This window comes from Ruegeria sp. YTSC192 (assembly GCF_059609705.1).
Map to the genome: position 1 here is coordinate 124882 of NZ_JBXWMG010000002.1, position 20530 is coordinate 145411.

The 20530-nt window shown below is 59.6% G+C and carries 25 protein-coding genes and 1 tRNA gene; 15 read left to right on the forward strand and 11 right to left on the reverse strand.

Annotated elements, in window-relative coordinates:
* Nucleotides 1-18 precede the first annotated feature (18 nt).
* On the reverse strand, nt 19-753 hold the full coding sequence (locus AC2FD8_RS03870) for a GNAT family N-acetyltransferase (RefSeq protein WP_496854127.1): 735 nt from the start codon (nt 751-753) through the stop codon (nt 19-21).
* A gap of 100 nt (nt 754-853) precedes the next feature.
* Nucleotides 854-1330 carry an outer membrane protein assembly factor BamE gene (locus AC2FD8_RS03875; protein WP_496854128.1) on the reverse strand — a complete coding sequence of 159 codons (477 nt, stop codon included), beginning with the start codon at nt 1328-1330 and terminating at the stop codon, nt 854-856.
* 84 nt (nt 1331-1414) lie between these two features.
* Here AC2FD8_RS03875 and AC2FD8_RS03880 point away from each other — a divergent pair, with 84 nt between their 5' ends.
* The 8 genes from AC2FD8_RS03880 to AC2FD8_RS03915 all read left to right on the forward strand — a co-directional run bounded on the left by AC2FD8_RS03880 (nt 1415) and on the right by AC2FD8_RS03915 (nt 6725).
* A complete protein-coding gene (locus AC2FD8_RS03880) occupies nt 1415-1951 on the forward strand; it encodes a YceD family protein (RefSeq protein ID WP_496854129.1) in 537 nt (178 codons plus the stop codon).
* A 204-nt stretch (nt 1952-2155) separates the two neighbouring features.
* Nucleotides 2156-2362, forward strand: a complete 207-nt coding sequence (gene rpmF / locus AC2FD8_RS03885; RefSeq protein WP_008756996.1) for a 50S ribosomal protein L32 — start codon at nt 2156-2158, stop codon at nt 2360-2362.
* Between the two features lie 24 nt (nt 2363-2386).
* Nucleotides 2387-3475 (forward strand): phosphate acyltransferase PlsX, encoded by a 1089-nt coding sequence (gene plsX, locus AC2FD8_RS03890; RefSeq protein ID WP_496854130.1) that lies wholly within the window; start codon nt 2387-2389, stop codon nt 3473-3475.
* Nucleotides 3476-3497: 22 nt separating this feature from the next.
* Nucleotides 3498-4469 (forward strand): beta-ketoacyl-ACP synthase III, encoded by a 972-nt coding sequence (locus tag AC2FD8_RS03895; protein ID WP_496854131.1) that lies wholly within the window; start codon nt 3498-3500, stop codon nt 4467-4469.
* Between the two features lie 96 nt (nt 4470-4565).
* Complete coding sequence (gene ihfA / locus AC2FD8_RS03900) at nt 4566-4868, forward strand: integration host factor subunit alpha (RefSeq protein WP_037316145.1); 303 nt, start codon at nt 4566-4568, stop codon at nt 4866-4868.
* Between the two features lie 18 nt (nt 4869-4886).
* Complete coding sequence (locus tag AC2FD8_RS03905) at nt 4887-5447, forward strand: MerR family transcriptional regulator (protein WP_496854132.1); 561 nt, start codon at nt 4887-4889, stop codon at nt 5445-5447.
* A gap of 60 nt (nt 5448-5507) precedes the next feature.
* Nucleotides 5508-5584 (forward strand) — tRNA-Pro (locus AC2FD8_RS03910).
* A gap of 61 nt (nt 5585-5645) precedes the next feature.
* The gene (locus AC2FD8_RS03915; RefSeq protein WP_496854133.1) at nt 5646-6725 is read left to right on the forward strand and encodes a 2'-deoxycytidine 5'-triphosphate deaminase; all 1080 of its coding nucleotides are present in this window, start codon (nt 5646-5648) and stop codon (nt 6723-6725) included.
* A gap of 30 nt (nt 6726-6755) precedes the next feature.
* On the opposite strand, the gene AC2FD8_RS03920 is transcribed toward AC2FD8_RS03915, so the two are convergent.
* From AC2FD8_RS03920 to argS, 6 genes are all read right to left on the reverse strand, one after another.
* Nucleotides 6756-6932 carry a hypothetical protein gene (locus AC2FD8_RS03920; RefSeq protein ID WP_496854134.1) on the reverse strand — a complete coding sequence of 59 codons (177 nt, stop codon included), beginning with the start codon at nt 6930-6932 and terminating at the stop codon, nt 6756-6758.
* A gap of 64 nt (nt 6933-6996) precedes the next feature.
* Nucleotides 6997-7647, reverse strand: a complete 651-nt coding sequence (gene scpB / locus AC2FD8_RS03925; RefSeq protein WP_496854135.1) for an SMC-Scp complex subunit ScpB — start codon at nt 7645-7647, stop codon at nt 6997-6999.
* Complete coding sequence (locus AC2FD8_RS03930; RefSeq protein ID WP_496854136.1) at nt 7640-8434, reverse strand: segregation and condensation protein A; 795 nt, start codon at nt 8432-8434, stop codon at nt 7640-7642. Before AC2FD8_RS03930 ends, scpB begins: the two co-directional genes overlap by 8 nt.
* Nucleotides 8424-9431: a beta-N-acetylhexosaminidase gene (gene nagZ / locus AC2FD8_RS03935; protein ID WP_496854137.1), complete on the reverse strand. Its 1008-nt coding sequence runs from the start codon at nt 9429-9431 to the stop codon at nt 8424-8426. Before nagZ ends, AC2FD8_RS03930 begins: the two co-directional genes overlap by 11 nt.
* The gene (locus tag AC2FD8_RS03940) at nt 9428-10483 is read right to left on the reverse strand and encodes an SPOR domain-containing protein (protein ID WP_496854138.1); all 1056 of its coding nucleotides are present in this window, start codon (nt 10481-10483) and stop codon (nt 9428-9430) included. The genes nagZ and AC2FD8_RS03940 overlap by 4 nt, the downstream gene beginning before the upstream one ends.
* 87 nt (nt 10484-10570) lie before the next feature.
* On the reverse strand, nt 10571-12316 hold the full coding sequence (gene argS / locus AC2FD8_RS03945) for an arginine--tRNA ligase (RefSeq protein ID WP_496854139.1): 1746 nt from the start codon (nt 12314-12316) through the stop codon (nt 10571-10573).
* 131 nt (nt 12317-12447) lie between these two features.
* Here argS and AC2FD8_RS03950 point away from each other — a divergent pair, with 131 nt between their 5' ends.
* Nucleotides 12448-12993, forward strand: a complete 546-nt coding sequence (locus AC2FD8_RS03950) for a putative pterin-binding protein (protein ID WP_496854140.1) — start codon at nt 12448-12450, stop codon at nt 12991-12993.
* Here AC2FD8_RS03950 and AC2FD8_RS03955 read toward each other — a convergent pair whose 3' ends face one another.
* Nucleotides 12994-14136, reverse strand: a complete 1143-nt coding sequence (locus AC2FD8_RS03955) for a deoxyguanosinetriphosphate triphosphohydrolase (protein ID WP_496854141.1) — start codon at nt 14134-14136, stop codon at nt 12994-12996.
* 76 nt (nt 14137-14212) lie between these two features.
* On the opposite strand from AC2FD8_RS03955, the gene AC2FD8_RS03960 reads away from it, so the two are divergent.
* Together AC2FD8_RS03960 and xth are read left to right on the forward strand one after the other, a co-directional pair.
* Nucleotides 14213-14536 carry a HesB/IscA family protein gene (locus AC2FD8_RS03960; RefSeq protein ID WP_496854142.1) on the forward strand — a complete coding sequence of 108 codons (324 nt, stop codon included), beginning with the start codon at nt 14213-14215 and terminating at the stop codon, nt 14534-14536.
* Between the two features lie 281 nt (nt 14537-14817).
* The gene (xth, locus tag AC2FD8_RS03965) at nt 14818-15597 is read left to right on the forward strand and encodes an exodeoxyribonuclease III (protein WP_496854143.1); all 780 of its coding nucleotides are present in this window, start codon (nt 14818-14820) and stop codon (nt 15595-15597) included.
* Between the two features lie 2 nt (nt 15598-15599).
* Here the strand turns inward: xth and AC2FD8_RS03970 are convergent, their stop codons facing one another.
* Together AC2FD8_RS03970 and dksA are read right to left on the reverse strand one after the other, a co-directional pair.
* Complete coding sequence (locus AC2FD8_RS03970; protein ID WP_496854144.1) at nt 15600-16751, reverse strand: FAD-dependent oxidoreductase; 1152 nt, start codon at nt 16749-16751, stop codon at nt 15600-15602.
* A gap of 71 nt (nt 16752-16822) precedes the next feature.
* A complete protein-coding gene (gene dksA / locus AC2FD8_RS03975; protein ID WP_170374347.1) occupies nt 16823-17245 on the reverse strand; it encodes an RNA polymerase-binding protein DksA in 423 nt (140 codons plus the stop codon).
* A 371-nt stretch (nt 17246-17616) separates the two neighbouring features.
* Here dksA and AC2FD8_RS03980 point away from each other — a divergent pair, with 371 nt between their 5' ends.
* From AC2FD8_RS03980 to AC2FD8_RS03995, 4 genes are all read left to right on the forward strand, one after another.
* Complete coding sequence (locus tag AC2FD8_RS03980; RefSeq protein WP_496854145.1) at nt 17617-18462, forward strand: AAA family ATPase; 846 nt, start codon at nt 17617-17619, stop codon at nt 18460-18462.
* Between the two features lie 78 nt (nt 18463-18540).
* Entirely contained in the window at nt 18541-18990 is a 450-nt protein-coding gene (locus tag AC2FD8_RS03985; RefSeq protein WP_496854146.1) for a GNAT family N-acetyltransferase, read from the forward strand.
* Nucleotides 18987-20351: a DUF2927 domain-containing protein gene (locus AC2FD8_RS03990; protein WP_496854147.1), complete on the forward strand. Its 1365-nt coding sequence runs from the start codon at nt 18987-18989 to the stop codon at nt 20349-20351. Before AC2FD8_RS03985 ends, AC2FD8_RS03990 begins: the two co-directional genes overlap by 4 nt.
* A gap of 7 nt (nt 20352-20358) precedes the next feature.
* Complete coding sequence (locus AC2FD8_RS03995; RefSeq protein WP_496854148.1) at nt 20359-20529, forward strand: hypothetical protein; 171 nt, start codon at nt 20359-20361, stop codon at nt 20527-20529.
* Nucleotide 20530: the final 1 nt, after the last annotated feature.

The following is a 20530-nucleotide window of genomic DNA, read 5'->3' on the forward strand; positions in this document are numbered from 1 at the left end:
CTCGTCGAAAATCCGGAGTTACCGAGCCACCGCCCGCAGCAACCGTTTGCGGGCCGGGGGAATCGCCCCAATCTCCAACCCGGTGAAAACATGCAACGTGTTCATATGCCGATCCACCACCGCATGATCGCTGACCCAGCCGCCCATCATCAGATAGGTGCGCAGCAATGGTGGCATCCGCAACATCGCTTTTTTGACATCCGGCCTGCGCCGCAGCTTGGACGCAAATCGAAACACATCAGGCGCTTTCACCCGCGGCAACCAACGTTTCGGCGCCAGATGGCGGTGTTTGAGCATCGCGAAGGCGTCCAGATATTCGGCTGTCTCGGTCCCTGCAAACGAGGAACACCCAAACAGCATCTCGATCCCGTTGCGGTCCACATAGGCCGTCATTGCCCCCCACGCGACCCGCAGGATGTCCGGGTCTGTCCGGTCGGGGTGGATACAGAACCGCCCCATCTCGACCATTGGGCCTAAGAACCCTTCGAGACTGGACAGATCATAAAACTGTGCCGAGTAACTTTGTCCAACCTCAGCCCCGTTGCCCATAGTCAGCATGCGGAAACAACAGACCAGAGCGCCCCCGTCCTGCAGGTCTTCCACCAGAACATGGGCACAAACCGGGTCAAAGGCGTCCGCGTCCAATGCACCGGTGCCAAAGGCCCGCGTTCGCAGCGTCTGCGCCGCGGCCAGATCTTCGTCACTCTGCGCCAGTCGCGCGTGGTAGCGCCCTTTGCTCAACAACACAGCCATGATCGCATCCTCCGTCCTTGCTGACCGGAATTCAACCTCATGGCTTTGCTATCACAGCAGATTTGACCGCCTTGTGAAGACGGCACGACAATCCTGTGACTTAGTTTGTGGCGCCCGGAATGTTGGCCGGATTAAAGGTGCCGATATTGCCCAGCAGCTGACGCAGGAAGCCTTTGTTCTGGATGCTGGATTCGGTCACGCGCCGTTCAAGGGTCACGACTGCTCCGTCCTCCAGACCGAACCTTTCGATATTGCGGACGACGCCGCGCTGATCGAAGCTGATGGCAAGCAACTCGCGCGAGATGACCTCGGGGCGTTTGGGGCCATAAAACCGCACCCGCGACGCGACATAGTAATAGCCCGAATCCTGCACCACGCCCGAAGTGCCCGGCGCGCCGATGGCTTCGGCCACGGTTTCGCGGGTATCGACACCTACTTTGATCTCGGCCAGATCTTCGGGCGGCGGTATATAGCCGTGATTCTTGAATGTCGGCGAACAGGCCGCAACCACAGCCAGACAGGCAATAAAGACGAGCGATTTCGTTGCTCGTTTCACCGTGTTTGCACCCATCACCATATACACCCTCTTGCCTTGATCCGTATCGGCCCCTATCCGCTTACAGAAACCGATGCCCCGGTTCAACACAGTAAAGGGTCACGAATGAGCAACACGACATCTCTGCGGGTGGCCGACCTGCCCCAAAACGCGCCGACATCTTTCGAATTGCGCCCAAGCGCCACGCAACTGGATGCTATCAAATCCGAGCTTGACCTGCTGGGCCTGCGCAAGCTCAGCTTTGTTGGCACACTCAAAGCTGAAGGAAAGAAGGACTGGGTACTGACCGCCAAACTGGGCGCAACGGTTGTGCAACCCTGCGTCGTGACACTGGAACCGGTGACCACGCGCATCGACACTCCCGTCACCCGCACCTTTCTGGCCGAATGGGCAGACCCCGAAGATGAAGAGTTCGAAATCCCCGAAGGCGACGAAACCGAAGCTTTGGGCGCCGAGATTGACCCCGCCCAAGTGATGATCGAAGCGCTTTCGCTTGCCCTCCCCCTTTATCCACGCAAAGAAGGGGTCGAGCTGGCGCAGGCCGACTATACCGAACCGGGCAAACAGGCCATGACGGACGAGGACGCGAAACCCTTTGCCGGGCTGGCCAGCCTGCGCGATGCACTGAAAAAAGACGAGTGACAGGGCAGAGATTTCCTGTCATAGCAGGCGGTCAGAAAAATCGCTTGAACATGTCGAGAATCGCAGTATTTTCGCGCGCTCATCGGATTTAAGGTTGGACAACGTGGGGCATGTACCCTAAACGCGCGTCAAACCACGATAAACGAAATATGAAACCCGGTCGGCGGCGATTCTGCTGACCCTCAGTAGACAAAGGTTGAGACCATGGCCGTCCAACAGAACAAAGTTTCCAAGTCGCGTCGCAACAACCGCCGCGCACACGACGCTCTGGTTGCTGCAAACCCGAACGAATGCCCGAACTGTGGCGAGCTGAAACGCCCGCACCACGTCTGCGCATCCTGCGGCCACTATGATGACCGCGAAGTCGTCGCTCAGGCCGACGAAATCGACCTGGACGAAGACGCAGCATAAGCCTGATCGAGCGCTAGCCTTCGCATGACGGAACAACCCACGCACGCCGGACGGATCATCATTTCCGTTGATGCCATGGGGGGGGACGATGGTCCCGCAGTCGTTGTTGCAGGCTTGGCGCAATCGGCGAAGAAGAACCCCGATATCGGGTTTCTGCTGCACGGTCCTGAAGACAAGCTGCGCAAGCTCGTAGCGAAACGGCGCGTCCTTGATGGGCGCGTCGATTTTCGTGATTGTCCCGACGTCGTCACGATGGAGGACAAGCCCAGCCAGGTTGTGCGCAATGGCAAGCAGACCTCGATGTGGTCCACGCTTGAAGCCGTACGTCAGGGCGAAGCCCACGGTGCTGTATCCTGTGGCAACACGGGCGCGCTGATGGCGCTTTCGATGATGCGTCTGCGCAAGCTGCCCGGTGTCAATCGTCCGGCAATTGCGATTCTGTGGCCCTCGCGCAACCCTCAGGGGTTCAACGTGATGCTGGATGTCGGCGCTGATGTGCGGGCCGATGCCAAGGATCTGCTGCAATATGCGCTGATGGGTGCCTCTTACGCGCGCAACGGCATGGCGCTACAACGCCCCCGGATCGGGTTGTTGAATGTTGGCACCGAGGAACACAAAGGTCGGGCAGAGCTGAAAGAAGCCCATGCCATGATCACCGACTTCGCCGAATCCGCGAATTTCGATTTCGTGGGCTTTGTCGAAGGTAGCGATATTCCAGGCGACAAAGCAGATGTCATTGTCACCGATGGGTTTACCGGCAACGTCGCGATCAAGACCGGCGAAGGCACGGCCAGTCTGATCGGCGATCTTCTGCGCGAAGCGTTCAAGTACACGCCCCTCTCGCGACTTGCGTCGGTGCTGGCGATCACCTCGCTGAATCGCCTGAAAAAGCGTATTGACCCGCGCCGCGTGAACGGGGGCGTCTTTCTGGGGTTGAACGGAACCGTGGTGAAATCCCACGGCGGGGCAGACGCGACCGGAGTGTCAGCCGCAGTCAAGCTGGCCTTCACGCTGGCCCAATCAGGTTTTGCCGAAAAGTTGGCAGCACGGGTTGCATCAACGGCCCAGCTTGCACAAGATGCCGCGCATGCCGCGCCGCAGGCGGAAAAATAACAAAGAAGGCAGTACCTCAAACATGGCAGGCCGTTCAGTCGTTGTAGGTGTCGGACATTATTTGCCCGAACGTGTTGTCCTGAACTCCGAGTTTGAACAGACTTTGGATACAACGGACGAATGGATTCGAACCCGGTCGGGGATCGAACGCCGCCATTTTGCTGCCGAGGGCGAAACAACCTCGGATCTTGCAGCCAATGCCGCAAATGCCGCCCTTGCAGATGCCGGGCTGGAGGCTGACGACATTGACGCCATCGTCCTTGCGACCTCAACCGCTGATCTGACCTTTCCATCAGCGGCGACCATGGTTCAGGCCCGCCTTGGCATGACACGCGGATTCGCCTTCGATGTGCAGGCCGTCTGCGCCGGATTCGTTTTCGCGCTGAGCAATGCCAACGCGCTGATCCTCTCTGGTCAGGCCAAACGCGTTCTGGTCATCGGCGCCGAGACGTTTTCCCGAATCATGGACTGGACTGACCGCTCGACCTGCGTGTTGTTCGGCGACGGCGCAGGCGCCCTGATCCTTGAGGAACAGGACAGCACAGGTAGCGCGACCGACCGAGGAATTCTGGCGACCGATCTGAACTCGGACGGGCGCTATCAGGACCTGCTTTATGTGGATGGTGGTGTGTCCACGAAATCCACCGGTCATTTGCGGATGCAAGGCAATCAGGTCTTCCGGCATGCCGTTGAAAAACTTACCAAAACCGCCAATATAGCGCTGGACCGCGCCGGGTTGGGCGCCTCGGACGTGGATTGGATCGTGCCGCATCAGGCCAATATTCGCATCATTCAGGGCACAGCCAAGAAGATGGGCCTGCCGATGGAAAATGTCGTGGTCACCGTTCAGGATCATGGCAACACCTCGGCCGCATCCATCCCTTTGGCCCTGTCGGTTGGCAAACAGCGCGGGCAAATCAAACAAGGCGATCTGATCGTAACCGAAGCCATCGGCGGCGGGTTGGCATGGGGCGCCGTTGTTCTGCGCTGGTAACCGGCGCAATTCAGCTTACACTCCCACCTGCAATTCATTGATATTGACAGTGAATTTGCCCCAGCCTTATGCTTTGACAGCAACAGGGGAAAAGGTATGAGCGACAAAACACTGACTCGAATGGATCTGAGCGAAGCCGTCTTTCGTGAAGTTGGCCTATCACGCAACGAAAGCGCACAGCTGGTTGAGAGCGTTCTGAACCACATGTCCGATGCGCTTGTACGCGGCGAACAGGTGAAGATTTCCTCGTTTGGTACGTTCAGCGTTCGGGACAAGACCGCTCGTATCGGTCGCAACCCCAAAACCGGCGAAGAGGTTCCAATTCAACCGCGCCGCGTGCTGACTTTCCGCCCGTCGCACCTGATGAAGGATCGCGTCGCCGCCGGGAATCGCAAGTAACCCTAGGACCCCTCAGACATGAGCAAATCTCCTGACGCATTTCGCACCATAAGTGAAGTTGCGGATTGGCTCGGAGTACAGGCCCATGTCCTGCGCTTTTGGGAAAGTCGTTTTAGCCAGGTCAAACCCGTGAAACGGGCCGGAGGGCGCCGCTACTATCGCCCCAACGACATGCGTTTGCTGGGCGGTATCAAAAAGCTGCTGCATGAGGACGGAATCACCATCAAGGGCGTACAGCGGATTTTGCGCGAACAGGGTGTTGCCCATGTGTCCGCCCAGTCCCCCTCTCTGGATGAACCTGTGGCTGAGGAAGTGGACACCACAGTTGTGCCCTTTTCCGCCAAACCTACCCCTCAGACAGAACAGATCCACATGGATCTGGACGCACCGCAAGAGGCCAAGGCACCAGACACAAGCCCGGACCTGCCCGAACTGGATGCCGCGCCTTTGGGTCGTGGCATCGCTTCTCTGGCTTGGAACCGGTCGGAATTCGACGCAGAACTACTCAGCCGTATCGCGCCCTTGGCCAAGGATTTGCGCGCATGGTTGAACCGGGTGGAAACACAGGCGGCAGGTTAGAAAAAAGGCAATGTTTTCCTCTTGCCCCTGCCGGGAAAACCGTTATGAACACTCCAACGTCGGGCTATGGCGCAGCCTGGTAGCGCGTCCGTCTGGGGGACGGAAGGTCGCAGGTTCGAGTCCTGCTAGCCCGACCAAATCACACCGACGTTTATGGCAGACAGGCCAGATCCCGCTCTGGCATCAGGGGGGATCGAAATGACAGGTGTATGCCCGAACCAGCAGATCGAAGCGATGATTGCGCGTGGTGAGATCAATGCCAGCCCGGATGTGATCCCGGCGCAGGTGCAACCTGCCAGCCTTGATCTGCGTTTGGGAACAGTCGCTTACCGCGTCCGCGCCTCGTTTCTGGCAGGCGAAGGGCGATCGGTCGTCGACCGCCTGGCCGAGTTTGAGATGCACCGGATCGACATCACCGACGGGGCCGTGCTTGAGAAAGGCTGCGTCTATCTGGTGCCATTGATGGAATCGCTCGCCCTGCCCGCTGATACCAGCGCAGTGGCGAATGCCAAAAGCTCGACCGGGCGACTGGACTTGCTGACCCGCACCATCACCGATGGCGGGGCCGAGTTCGACCGGGTGCCCGCAGGCTATACCGGACCACTTTACGCCGAAATCTGCCCGCGGTCTTTCTCGGTTCTTGTGCGGCCGGGCATGCGGCTGAACCAGATCCGGTTCCGTCAGGGGCAAGCCGTTTTGACCGATACGGAGCTGACCGCCCTGCACGCCGAATCCCCTCTGGTCGATGGGCCCGCCGTCATTCAGGACGGGCTGGGCTTTTCGGTCGATCTGCAATTGCCGGATACCGATCTGGTCGGCTACCGCGCAAAGCCTCATACCGGCGTGATTGATCTGGACCGGATCGGCGCATACGACCCGCAGGACTACTGGGAAGAGGTGCGCACGAGTGATGGCTGCATCATCCTCGACCCCGGCGCGTTCTATATCCTTGTCAGCCGCGAGGCGGTGCATATCCCGCCCATGTACGCGGCGGAAATGGCCCCCTATCTGGCCATGGTGGGTGAGTTCCGGGTGCATTACGCGGGCTTCTTCGATCCCGGCTTTGGCCACGCCGCCGCAGGTGGTGCCGGATCGCGCGGTGTGCTTGAGGTCCGCTGCCATGAGGCCCCATTCGTGCTGGAACACGGTCAGGTCGTCGGACGTTTGGTGTATGAGAAGATGGCCGAAATGCCTACGCAGCTATATGGCGCAGGCATTGCCTCGAACTATCAGGGACAGGGACTAAAACTGTCCAAACACTTTAAGGCAGTCGGGTAAGGTCAAACTTCCGCCTTACCCGCCCTCACCTCAACCCCGGTTGTCGGTGTTTTCGCGACTCGGATCCGAGTCATCCTGACGACGCGCAGGAGGTTTCATTTTGCGCCCCATCTGGCTGGCCACGTCAAACCCCTTGTTCACACCTGTATTGACAAGGCGGCGCATGACTTGGCGGACGATCATGTCGATGATCCGATTTGCATTCATTGCTCAACTCCGTTTCTTGCGCCTCAACATAGGGTATCTATGCGGCGACAAAAGGGCTGTTTGATCACTCTTCCTCGAAGAGTTCGGTCTGATCTTCGTCAACTTCGTCTTCACGCCCCTCACCCAACGGGATTGCACCCGGCGGCGGGCGGTTTTCCAACAAGCCAGCAGCGCGCAATTCCTTGAGGCCCGGCAGGTCGCGGGCGTTTTCCAGCCCGAAATGATCCAGAAACTCGGACGTGACGACAAAGGTCACCGGGCGACCCGGCGTCATGCGGCGGCGGCCCAGCCGGATCCACTCCATCTCAAGCAGTTGGTCGATTGTCCCGCGCGAAACAGAGACACCGCGTATCTCTTCGATCTCTGCCCGCGTGCAGGGCTGGTGATAGGCCACGATAGCCAGCGTTTCGATCGCCGCGCGGCTCAGCTTGCGGGTCTCGACCGTTTCTTTCTGCATCAGGAAGCCAAGATCAGGGGCAGTCCGGATCGCCCAGGCCTCACCCACCTTGACCACGCGCACACCGCGCCCTTCATAGCGTTTCTGAAGCAATTCAACGGCTTGCGCGGCACTACTTCCATGCGGCATCCGCGCCTCAAGATCGGCAATCGTAACTGGTGCGGCGCTGGCGAACAGCACTGCCTCGACCATCCGCTCCTGCTCGGCCAGAGGGGGCGCTTCGAACAGTGTGCCGGTTTCTTCGGTGGCTTCAGTCACGGGTCTCGGTCCTCTTGCGCAGATGGATCGGGGCAAAGGTGTCGGTTTGCTTGATCTCCATATGTCCTTCTTTCACCAGCTCCAGCGAGGCGGCAAAGGTCGCCGCCGTGGCCGAGCGTCTCCGCACCGGATCACCATCCCATCCGTCAGGCAGATAGGTCTCCATATCGGTCCAGGCGCCGGCAAACCCAATCAGGGGGCGCATACGTTCCAAGGCCTGCTCCATCGTGAACACCGAGTCGCGGTCCATCACAAAGGGGCGGAATTCGTCGCGGGTACGGATGCGCGCATAACCCTGCATCAGGTCCAGCAGCGTGGCGGAATAGGTTACTGTGCGTATGCGGGTGACGTCTTCGGCCTGCCCGCGCTTGAAGAAATCACGCCCCAGCTGATCGCGTGCCATCAGCCGGGCGGCGGCATCGCGCATGGCCTGCAGGCGTTCCAGCTGAAACGCCAGATGGGCGGCAAGTTCTTCGCCCGAGGGCCCTTCGTCATCCGGGTCAGGCGGCAGCAGAAGACGGGATTTGAGAAAGGCCAGCCACGCAGCCATCACCAGATAGTCGGCAGCCAGTTCGATCCGCAGCGCACGCGCCTTTTCGACAAAAGCCAGATATTGCTGCGCCAGCGCCAGAACCGAAATCTTGCGCAGGTCGACCTTTTGCGTCCGCGACAGGGTCAGGAGCACGTCCAGCGGGCCCTCAAACCCGTCAACGTCAACGATCAGCGCTTCGGCTGCCAGCCGGTCGGCGACCGAAACCGGATCTTCGCTGAAAAGACTATCGTTCATATACCTGCCCGCCCATTAGGGCAGATAGTTCAGCCTCCGTGGCCTCGATGTCAAGTTCGGCGGGCGTTTTGCGCATGGCCAAGGCCCGATCTGCGCGGGCCTGCGCCGCCTCGGTCATCTGGCCTGCGGCTTCAAGCACTTCACGACGCTCGGTAAAGCTGCCGTTGCAGTGCAATACGACATCGCAGCCCGCCTGCAAGGCCTGTACCGCGCGCTCGGGCACCGACCCGCTGAGCGCCTTCATGGTGATGTCATCCGTCATGACCAGCCCGTCAAAGCCGATTACCTCGCGAATGACCTTCATCATCGGGGCCGAGATCGTGGCGGGGGTAGGATCGATCTGTTCGAACACCAAATGAGCGGTCATCGCCATCGGCAGGTCGTTCAGTGCCTTGAAGGGGGCGAAATCGGTCTGTGTCAGCTCTTCGAGCGGCAGGTCGACGCGCGGCAGGTCGAAATGCGTATCCAGCGTGGCCCGACCGTGGCCGGGCATGTGCTTGACGACGGGCAACACGCCTCCATCCAGATGCCCCTGCGCAACGGCGCGCCCCAGCTGAGCGATGCTCTCTGCATCATTGCCGTAGCACCGGTTTCGTAGAAAGGCATGGGTTTCCGGGCGCGCAACATCCACCATCGGGGCGCAGTTGCTGTCGATTCCCAGTTCAAACAGCTCATGCGCAATCAGGCGATAACGCAGGTACATAGCGCGTTCGGCCTGGCCTCCGGCCCGTTCGGCATGATCGAGCGGCGGCATCCATTCGCGCGCCAGAGGGGCACGCAGGCGTTGAACACGACCACCTTCTTGATCAATCGTGATCGGGCAGTTCCGCCCTACAGCCTCACGAAAGTCGTCGCACAGGGCGCGGACCTGATCGGCACTTTCGATATTGCGGGCGAACAGGATGAACCCGAACGGGTTCATCTCGCGGAACAGGGCCCTTTCGTCATCGGTCAGCCGCAGCGCTTCCGCGTCAGAGATCGCGGCTCCGAACGTCACCTGACGGCCACCGGGATACAGTCGGCCCCTTGCGCCACCAGCGCGGCACAGAACTGGCGCGAGTCGCTAAGATCATCAAAGCCAAGCGCGCGCAACCGGTAGAAGGTCCGACCGCCACTTGAGGTTTTCTGGATAACGCGTTGTTTTCCATCCATATACTCACCGAACTGACCGTTCAGACGCGCCCATTCGGACTCGGCGACATCCGCGCTCTCGAACGCGCCAAGTTGTGCCAGACGGGTGCCTTTGCTCAACGTGTTCGGGTCCACATCCAGCCCGACGGCGGTTTTGACGGCCGCGTTGATCGCTGCCTCAGACGTATCGGTGACCACTGCACGGCGGGCCGGGCGGGTTTGCGGGCGCAACGAGCGGCGCACGCCCGGAAGCTCGGCAATGGCCGGGTCTGGCAGGGCTGCGGCAAAATCCGCGGGGTCAATCGCCGGCTCTTCCTCGGGTGTCACCAAAGACGCCAGTTGCACGCCATCCTCAGTCTGTACGCCGTCAGAACGAGCCGCCTCGCCCGCGAGTTCGGCAACCAGAGCATCCACTGCATTCTGCCGCAGGGCCGCAGCCTCTTTGTTCGAGATCGGCTCTTCAACCACATGAACAGCTTTGGTCGGCTTCAATTCACCAGCGGGCAGGTCCTCATCCGTCAGCGAGACCGGACGCGGTGCCAGGATCAGACGATCAGCAGGGGCCGCAGCCGAGCCTTCGGCAGCAACGGCATTCACGGCCAGACCCTGATGATCTGCGGGGCGTCCACCCGGGTTTTCGGGCTGAATGCGCATCGGACCTTCAGCGGCACGGACAACAGGCACGCCGCTGACATCGCGCATCACCAGCTTGTAGCTCCAAATCCCGATCCCGGCGACCAGCGCCAGTGAGGCAACCGCCCCCAGCACATTCATCGCCTTTCCAACGCCAAAACCGCTGCGCGGCGCGGCATGGTCGGCCATCTCGTCGGGGTAGTCATACCCATCATCGGCATAGGATTGATTCGGGTAATGCATCTGCCCGGGGCTTTGATGCCCCGAGTAATCGTAACTCGTCATGTCCGCCTCACCGCCCGATTGCGCCTGAAATTAAGGCGCGCGGGTCATTTCTTGTCTGCCTCAGATCGGCGGTTCGGGCGGCATTGGTTACCGCATCTCCTGCGCCGGAGTAACGCCAAGAATACCCAAGCCTGCTGAAATCACAACAGAAACGGCACGCGCCAATGCGATTTTCGACTGGCTTGTGGCAACATCGCCATCCTGGATGAAGCGCAGCTGAGTTTCTTCGTTGCCCTTATTCCACAGGGCGTGAAAATCCCCAGCCAATTCATACAGATAGAAGGCGACGCGATGCGGTTCGTTGGTGCGGGCCGCGATCTCGACCAAGCGTGGCCATTCGGCCAGTTTCTTGGCCACAGCCAGCTCGGACGCATGGTCGATCTTGCCCAGATCCGCACCCATAAGGGTCGCATCGTCGGCGGTAATCTCGGCCTCGGCGGCGCGGCGCAGCACGCTCATGACGCGGGCATGGGCGTATTGCACGTAGAACACAGGGTTCTCACGGCTCTGCTCAAGCACCTTGTCGAAATCGAAATCCAGAGACGCGTCGTTCTTGCGTGTCAGCATGACAAACCGGGTCACATCCGGCCCCACCTGATCGACCACATCGCGCAGGGTGACAAAGTTCCCTGCCCGCTTGGACATCTTGAATGGCTCGCCATTCTTCCACAGCTTCACCAGCTGCGTCAGCTTGATATCAAGCGACACCTTGCCATCGGACAACGCCGAAACAGCGGCCTTCATCCGTTTGACATAGCCACCATGGTCCGCGCCAAACACGTCGATCAGCGCGTCAAACCCACGAGTTACTTTGTCATAGTGATAGGCGATATCCGGCGCGAAATAAGTCCACGAACCATCCGATTTCTTGACCGGGCGGTCGACGTCGTCGCCATGCTCGGTGGATTTGAACAGCGTCTGCTCACGCGGTTCCCAATCCTCGGGCTTCTTGCCTTTGGGTGGCTCCAGCACGCCCTCATAGATCAGGCCCTTGTCTGTCAGAGACTGCAACGCAGCCTCAATCCGGCCCGTGCCATAGAGGGATTTCTCGGAGAAGAATACGTCCATCTCGACGCCCAGCGCCTTCAGGTCGGCGCGGATCAGGTCCATCATCGCGTCGGTGGCGAAGTTGCGCAGATCTTCCAGCCATTCGCCTTCGGGCTTGTCGATCAGGCTGTCGCCATATTTCTCTTTCAGCGCCTCGCCGATCGGGATCAGGTAGTCACCGGGATAGAGACCTTCAGCGATCTCGGGGCTCAAACCGTTGGCTTCGCGGTAGCGTTCATAGGCTGAGCGCGCCAGAACATCCACCTGCGCCCCGCCATCGTTGATGTAATATTCCCGGGTCACGTCATGGCCGGAATAAGCCAGCAGACTTGCCAGAGCGTCCCCGAACACAGCACCCCGCGTATGGCCCACATGCAGCGGGCCGGTCGGGTTTGCCGAGACATATTCCACGTTGACCTTCTGCCCCTGCCCCATGGTCGAGCGGCCATATTCCGTGCCCATCTCCAACACCCGCGCGAGAACACCCTGCCAGACCGTCGCCGACAGACGCAGGTTCAGGAACCCGGGCCCCGCAACCTCGGCGCTGGTGATCCGATCATCGGCGGCCAGCTTGACCGCCAAAGCATCCGCAATGTCGCGCGGCTTCATCTTGGCGGGCTTTGCCAGCACCATCGCCGCATTGGTCGCCATATCGCCATGCGCGGCATCACGCGGCGGTTCGACCGCCACATTGTCAAAGCTCAACCCCTCGGGCAGAGCGCCTTCGGACTGCATCTGCGCCAACGCGTCCAGTACAAGACCGCGGATCTCGGAAAACAGGTTCATTTCGGATGTCCTTTTGCTTGCTCGGCGGTTTACCACGCAAAGCGTCAAGGTCAATGGAAGGCATCGGTTTGGGCTTGGATTGTCCACGAACAAGGCTAATTTAGGCAGGACTGCAAAACCGGAGACAACCCATGCGCCTAGCCCTGCCCCTTGTCCTTGCCCTAGCAACGCCCGTATGGGCCGAGATGCCTGCACCCCAAGGGCATGTTCTGCTAACATTGGGCGGCGCAGTGTCCGAGACCAATCTGTCAGCGCGCGGAGACAACGACGGCGGTCTGCTTGGATATCTGGAAGTCACGCATAGCGGAGCTGCCGGTTTCGACACCGCGATGCTGGACGCGCTTGATCAGAGTGAAATCACGATCCCCTACGGCCCCGAAGGCAACAAACGCGAGATCACGTTCTCTGGCCCCCTTCTGTCGGATGTGATGTCAATGGCCGGAGCTGAGGGAAAAACCGCCAAACCCATGGCGCTGGACGGCTATCAGGCCGAAATTCCTTGGAGCAGTATCGAGGCCCACAGCCCCATTGTCGCGACCCATGCGGATGGAAGCCCGATGGGCATCGGCGGCTACGGCCCCACCATGATCGTCTTTCCGCCAACCAGCGATCCCGATCTAGCACAGGAACAAGCTGGTCAGCAGGTGTGGGCGTTGGCCTATATCGGGATCGAATAGCTACTGGCCGGTCAGGCGCTTGTGATCCTGCAGCGCAAACCGATCGGTCATGCCCGCAATGTAATCTGAAACAATCCGCGCCAGCGCGGTCTCATCCTGCGCCGCTTCGATATCGTCATGCCAGCGGGCTGGCATCTGCTTGGGGTCATTCAGGTAGATCGGGAACAGGTCTTCGACCACACGAGCCATTTTTGCCCGAACCTCCATCACACTGGACGCGCGATACATCCGCGCGAACAGGAAAGCGCGGATTTCCTTGAGTTGCCCCCAAAGCCCGGCAGAAAACTGAATGACCGGAGCACCATAGTGCCGAATATCCTCAACCGACTGCGCGCCCGATCTGGCAATAAGCTCTCGCGAGGTATCAATCACATCCGAAACCATGACCCCAAAAACCCGTCGCAACGCCTCATGCCGGCGGCGATACGGATCCAGTCCGGGATAGGTCCGATCAACTGCCGCATAGCACTCTCCTACAATCGGAAGCTGCCGGATTTCCTCGTCAGAGAACAGGTCGGCCCGAAGCCCATCCAGCAGATCGTGGTTGTTATAGGCAATATCGTCGGACAGGGCCGCCACCTGCGCCTCGGCGCTGGCGTGCGTATGAAGTTCCAGATCAAATCCGCCGTTGCATTCGGCCAGAGCCCAAGGCAAGTCGCCTGTCACCGGTCCGTTATGTTTCGCAATTCCCTCAAGACATTCCCATGTCAGATTGCAACCGTCGAACTCAGCATAGTGGCGTTCCAGCTTGGTGACGATGCGGATGGCTTGCGCGTTGTGATCGAAACCACCGTAAGGAGCCATCAACGCATGCAGCGCGTCCTCACCCGTGTGACCAAAAGGCGTGTGACCCAAATCATGCGCAAGCGCGATGGCCTCGGTCAGTTCCGGGTTCAGGTCTAACGCACCCGCAATGGTCCGCGCAACTTGAGCCACCTCAATCGAATGTGTAAGGCGGGTGCGATAGCTATCGCCCTCATGTTCGACAAAAACCTGCGTTTTGTGCTTAAGCCGTCGGAACGCGCTGGCGTGAATGATGCGATCGCGATCACGCTGAAAACATGACCGGAAACTGCTTTCCTCCTCAGGCACCAACCGGCCGCGTGCGCGGACTGGGTCTGATGCAAAACCCGCTCTGTTCAAAAGTCTGGTCCTTGTCGCCTGTCGATAGGTTTCATATATTGTACGTTGGTTGGGAAATAAACCTTTGGAGTCCGGCATGAATCTGCCTCCGACAGTAACAGAACGCGCGTTTGATCGCCTTGCTGAAATCGGCGCTGCCAATCAGGGTCAGGCCCTGCGTGTCGCCGTCGAAGGCGGCGGATGTTCCGGTTTTCAATACGAAATCGCGCTGGACGAACCAAAGGAAGACGACCTTGTCTTGGAAGGCAAAGGACAAAAGGTGATTGTCGACTCGATCTCGTTGCCCTTTCTGGAGAATGCGGTCATTGATTTCACCCAAGAACTGATCGGCGCGCGATTTGTGATCGAAAACCCCAACGCGACGTCTTCCTGCGGATGTGGCACGTCGTTTTCGATGTAAACCACATGGGGGCTTTGCCCCCACACCCCCAAGGTATTTTCAGCCAGATGAAGCAGGGATCCGCTCTCCGACCTGAACGCCGGAGAGCTTCACCTGGCGCGGTCATCGGCGCCTCCGCCTGTACCGCATCTCTTTGCTACAACCAAATTGGTTAAGGATCCGTTTCTTCATCTGGCCCAAAATACCTCGGAGCGCGAGGCAGAGCCTCGCAAACCCACCCACCACCTTGCCGCTGGGGTCATTCTGGGCGATAGGTTGCCAACAGCTTCGGAGGATCGCGCATGAAAATCGCCACGTTCAACATCAATGGCATCAAGGCGCGGGCCGAGGCCTTGCCACGTTGGTTGGATGACGCCCAGCCAGACGTGGTTCTTTTGCAGGAAATCAAATCCGTCGACGAAAACTTCCCCCGAGAAATCTTCGAAGACCGCGGGTACAATGTCGAAACACATGGTCAGAAAGGCTTTAACGGTGTCGCCATCCTCTCGAAGTTACCTTTAGAGGATGTAGCGCGCGGCTTGCCCGGTGGCGATGAGGACGAACAAGCGCGCTGGATCGAGGCAACGGTTGTCGGCAAGCAGGCGCTACGGGTCTGTGGCCTCTACCTGCCGAACGGAAATCCAACGCCCGGGCCAAAATACGACTACAAACTGGCGTGGATGGAGCGTCTTTACGATCGTGCCCGTGACCTGTTGGCCAGCGAAGAGCCTGCGTTAATGGCGGGCGACTATAACATCATTCCGCAGGCAGAAGATGCAAAACGCCCCGATGCATGGCGCGAGGACGCCTTGTTCCGGCCCGAAAGCCGGGCCGCGTTCCGCAAGATCCTGAACCTTGGGTTCACCGAGGCGTTCCGTGCCCGCGTGCAAGGTGCAGGTCATTATTCCTTTTGGGACTATCAGGCCGGAGCCTGGAACAAGGATGACGGCATTCGTATCGACCATTTTCTACTGACCCCGCAGGCTGCCGATCTGATGCGGGATTGTCAGATCGACAAAGAGGTGCGTGGGCACGAAAAACCCTCGGATCACGTGCCGGTCTGGGTTGATCTGGATATCTGAGGTCAGACAGTCGGGTCGTAGTTGTAGATCCAGTCATATTTCCGCGTCAGGCGCGGACCTATAGCCGTCAGAACAGCTTGCGCTGCCAAACGCATAGGGCCACGCAAGTGGAAGTTGCGCGCATTTGCGGATGCCGCTGCGACCACGTGTTGCGCGCGGCGCTGTCGCGCGACCTCAAAGGCTGCAAGGGCCTGCCTTACACCCGATTGGCTGTCGAAAGATCTGGCGAGAACCCAAGCATCCTCAAGCGCCAGACACGCCCCCTGCGCCATGAAGGGCAATGTCGGATGAGCTGCATCACCCAATAGGGCCAAGCGTCCGTTCTGCCATTTCTCGGCCACCGGGCGCAGGAACAGGGCCCATAGATGCGGTTCCTCGATCTTTGTCAGAATGTCCCTCACCGGCCCGCCAAAATCGGCAAACCGAGCGCGCAAGTCATCGGGATCGCCCTTTACGCGCCAGCCTTCCTGCTGCCAGTCTGAACGCTCTTCAATCGCGACAATGTTCATCAGACGTTGATCACGCAACGGATAGGTAACCACATGGCGTCCCGGCCCCATCGTTAGCGAGGCTTGCGGTTTCTCAACCCTACCCTCCCACGGCACCGTGGCGCGCCAGGCGATCTGGTGGGTAAAAGCCGGGGCTTCGGGGCCGTTCAGGATCGGGCGAAGGGCACTGCGCCCGCCATCAGCCGCAATGACACATTCGGCCCGCAAGCGCGTACCGTCTTCCAGCACAAGCTCGGCCTCGGACGGGTGTTTGCGAACCGTCTGAACACGAGCGCCAAGATGTATTTCGACGCCCACGCCTTCGGCAGCTTGACGCAACAACTCCAGCAAATCCGCGCGGTGATAGTAGAATGTCGGGCCTGCCGCCGGGGGCGGGATACGGCTGATCACCCGACCCTTGCGATAGTCGCGCAGGACTGTTCCGTGAGAAAGCTGTGCGGCCTCGGGCTGGTCCCCGGCAACCCCCAAGGCACGCAGAACGCACATCCCGTTTGCGCTGATCTGAAGGCCTGCCCCGACCTCGGTCAGCGCAGGGGCCTGCTCTAGCACAGTCACCTGCGCCCCGCGCTGGCGCAGCGCCAACGCCGCCGCAAGGCCGCCAATGCCGCCGCCAACCACGCAAAACTTCAATCCGTTGATCTTCATGGCCTTGCCTTAACGCAAAAACGCCAGAGCGACAGGCCCCGGCGTTTGAATTCTCAGCATTTCTTGGATGATCAATCGTCGCGGTGGACCTTTTCGCGACGCTCATGCCGTTCCTGCGCCTCAAGCGTCATGGTTGCGATCGGGCGCGCATCCAGACGCTTCAGCGAGATCGGGTCGCCGGTTTTTTCGCAATACCCGTATTCGCCTTCGTCGATCCGGCGCAGAGCCGAGTCGATTTTCGCCACCAGTTTGCGCTGACGATCCCGCGTGCGCAATTCCAGCGCGCGATCGGTTTCCTCACTGGCGCGGTCAGCGACATCCGGAATGTTGCGGGTGTTATCCTGCAGCCCTTCGATCGTGTCGCGGCTGCCTGCGAGTAGTTCTGTCTTCCAGTCCAGCAGCTTGCGACGAAAATACTCAAGCTGCAGATCATTCATGAAAGGCTCATCTTCGGCCGGACGGTAATCTTCCGGCAGAAAAACTTCCTGCTTCATATTTGCTCCCTCGGTATGGCCTGTAACGTCGGTCACGGTTGTTTCACCAGACATTTGGCTCTCCCTTCTGCGCAGCGTTTAGCCGACAGGCGATGGAATGTCACTACACAAACGTAGAACCACCGCCCCGTCGCAAGCCTTCGTCTAAATATGAGACAAAGAACAAGAAATCCTTGTTTTTCTGTGAAAATCGGCAGGCAATTTCAGGGCATTATTCAACCTGCGGAAAAGGCGTCTGCCAGCGAATCATGCAAAAGCAGTTGAAGTCTCTGGCAATTTCAACGCGCCGACGCAGCGGCCCGGCTTGTCAAATTCGCCGCCGCTCTGTAACCCGGGCACCACAGTTTCGCCCGAAACAGCACGAGGACCCGATGACCGCACGTTTTCAAGGCACAGCCGAATATGTCGCTACCGATGATCTGACTATTGCCGTGAACGCCGCCGTCACGCTGGAACGTCCTTTGCTGGTCAAAGGGGAACCCGGTACTGGCAAGACCGAATTGGCAAAGCAGGTCGCCGGTGCTTTGGGTTTGCGGATGATCGAGTGGAATGTGAAATCCACCACCCGCGCGCAACAGGGCCTTTACGAGTACGACGCCGTCAGCCGGTTGCGGGACAGCCAGTTGGGCGAAGAACGGGTGCATGATGTCGCCAACTACATCCGCAAGGGCAAGCTCTGGCAGGCGTTCGACGCCGATGAAAAGGTCGTGCTGCTGATTGATGAGATCGACAAGGCCGATATCGAGTTTCCCAACGACCTGCTGCAGGAACTCGACAAGATGGAGTTCCATGTCTACGAGACCGGTGAAACGATCAAGGCCAGGAACCGCCCGATCGTGATCATCACCTCGAACAACGAAAAAGAGCTGCCCGACGCCTTCCTGCGCCGCTGCTTCTTTCACTATATCCGCTTCCCGGACGAGGCCACGATGCGCCGCATTGTCGAGGTCCATCATCCCGGTATCAAGGATGCGCTGCTGACCACCGCACTGACGCAATTCTACGAAATTCGCGACACGCAGGGACTGAAAAAGAAACCCTCGACCTCCGAGGTTCTGGACTGGCTGAAACTATTGCTGGCCGAAGATCTGAGCGCCGAGGACCTCAAACGTGACGGGGCTAATGCGCTGCCCAAGCTGCATGGTGCATTGCTGAAAAACGAACAGGACGTGCATTTGTTTGAGCGCCTGGCCTTCATGGCGCGCAGTCGGCGTTAAACAGGATGTGAGCGCGGCTTGCTAACGGGCAAGCCGGGTGTCAGCATCGAGAAACCAAAAATCGACAGGACGCATCGCTTGGCCAAAGATCTGAACATCCGCCCGCTGACCGCCGAGGACAAGGCCCAATGGGCCGAGATGTGGCGTGACTACCTTGCGTTCTACGAAACGACCCTGCCCGACTCGATCTATGAGACGACATTTGCACGTCTGTTGGGGGATGACCCACAGGATTTCTCGGGCTTTGTTGCGGAACAGGACGGCAGGCTGGTTGGATTGACGCATTTCCTGTTTCACCGTCATGGGTGGAAGGTGGAAAATGTCTGCTATCTACAGGACCTGTTCGCCCGTCCCGAGGCGCGTGGAACCGGCGTAGGGCGCGCCCTGATTCAGGCGGTCTATGATGAGGCTGACCGCCAGGGCGCTCCGTCAGTTTACTGGCTGACGCAGGATTTCAATCACACCGCACGCAAGCTTTATGACCGCATTGGCACTCTGACCCCGTTCATAAAGTACAACCGCGCATGAGGCGGCTAAGCGCCCTCGTCGCAGTGCTGGCGCTGTCGGCCTGTACCACGATCGAACGGATCGAACTGCCGGATAACGTCAAGGTCGTAGAGCAATCCCTGCCCCCCGCCAAGTCGTTCTCGGTGGCGCGCCCTACGCCCCCGGCACGGTCCAATACCAACATCGCTGCCGATTTCGTCGACCTGCATTTTGCGCTGGAAAGCGGCGTGGAACTGCCGGTTTTCACCCGGTTTGAAACGCCCGTCACCGTGCGCCTGACCGGCATGCCAACGGCCAGCATGCAGCGTGACCTGACCAGCCTGTTGACCCGCATTCGGCGCGAGGCCGGGATCGACATCCGGCAGATACCCGAAGGTCAGGCCAACATCACCATCGAGGCCGTCACCCAGCGCGACATTCAACGCATCCTGCCCAATGCCGCCTGTTTCGTGGTCCCCAATTCATCCAGCCTTGAGGAATACCGCCGCGACCGCCGCAAGGCCAAAAGCAGCTGGACCGAGCTGCAACGGCGCGAGCGTCTGGGCATTTTCATCCCCGCAGATGTCAGCCCGCAGGAAATCCGCGACTGCCTGCATGAGGAACTGGCACAGGCGCTGGGGCCGCTCAACGACCTCTATCACCTGCCCGATTCCGTGTTCAACGATGACAATATCCACACCGTTCTGACCGGGTTCGACATGCTGATCCTGCGGGCGGCCTATTCGCCTGAGCTGCGTTCGGGGATGACCCGCGAACAGGTTGAGGCCGTGATCCCCGGCCTGCTCAGCCGTCTCAATCCGCGTGGCGACAGGCTGACGGTTCAACCGCTGACCGAAACCCCGCGCGAATGGATCGACGCGATCAACAAAGCTCTGGGTCCCGGTCCCGGCTCGCCCCGACAGCTGCGCGCCGCAAAACGCGCGGCCGAGATCGGACAGCAACTGGGCTGGACCGACCATCGCCGTGCCTATCCGCACTATCTGATGGGCCGCATGATCCAGTTCCGCGATCCCGCAGTCGCCTTGCAGAACTACCAGATCGCCCTGCAATTCCTGAACGCCACCCCCGGAACCGAGGTTCACCGCGCCCATGTCACGGCGCAAACGGCCTCTTTTGCGCTGGCACAGGACAGAGGGCCTGAGATTCTACCCGATCTGAACTCTGCAATAGATGTGATGACACGGGCGGAAAACGCCTCACTTCTGGCCACGCTGCTGCTGCTGAAATCCGAGGCGCTGAAACAGGCCGGACAGGATCAGCAGGCGCGCGCGGTCAGGCTGGACAGTATCGGATGGGCACGATACGGATTTGGCTCGGATTTGGTGGCCCGGTCTCTGGCCGAGGGCGACGTCGGATCTTCGGAAAACAACACAGGCGGATGACAGACGAATGCTCGTAGTACTGGGAATGGCTGCTTTGGGTGCGATCCTGGGCGCAATGGCCGCACGCAAGCGCAACGGCAACCGGGCCGACATGGCGCAATACGCGGCAGGTTATGGTATTGCCTTTGCGCTTTTGGGCCTGATCCTGTCTCTGATCCTTGTGCGGTTCGTGGTGTAGC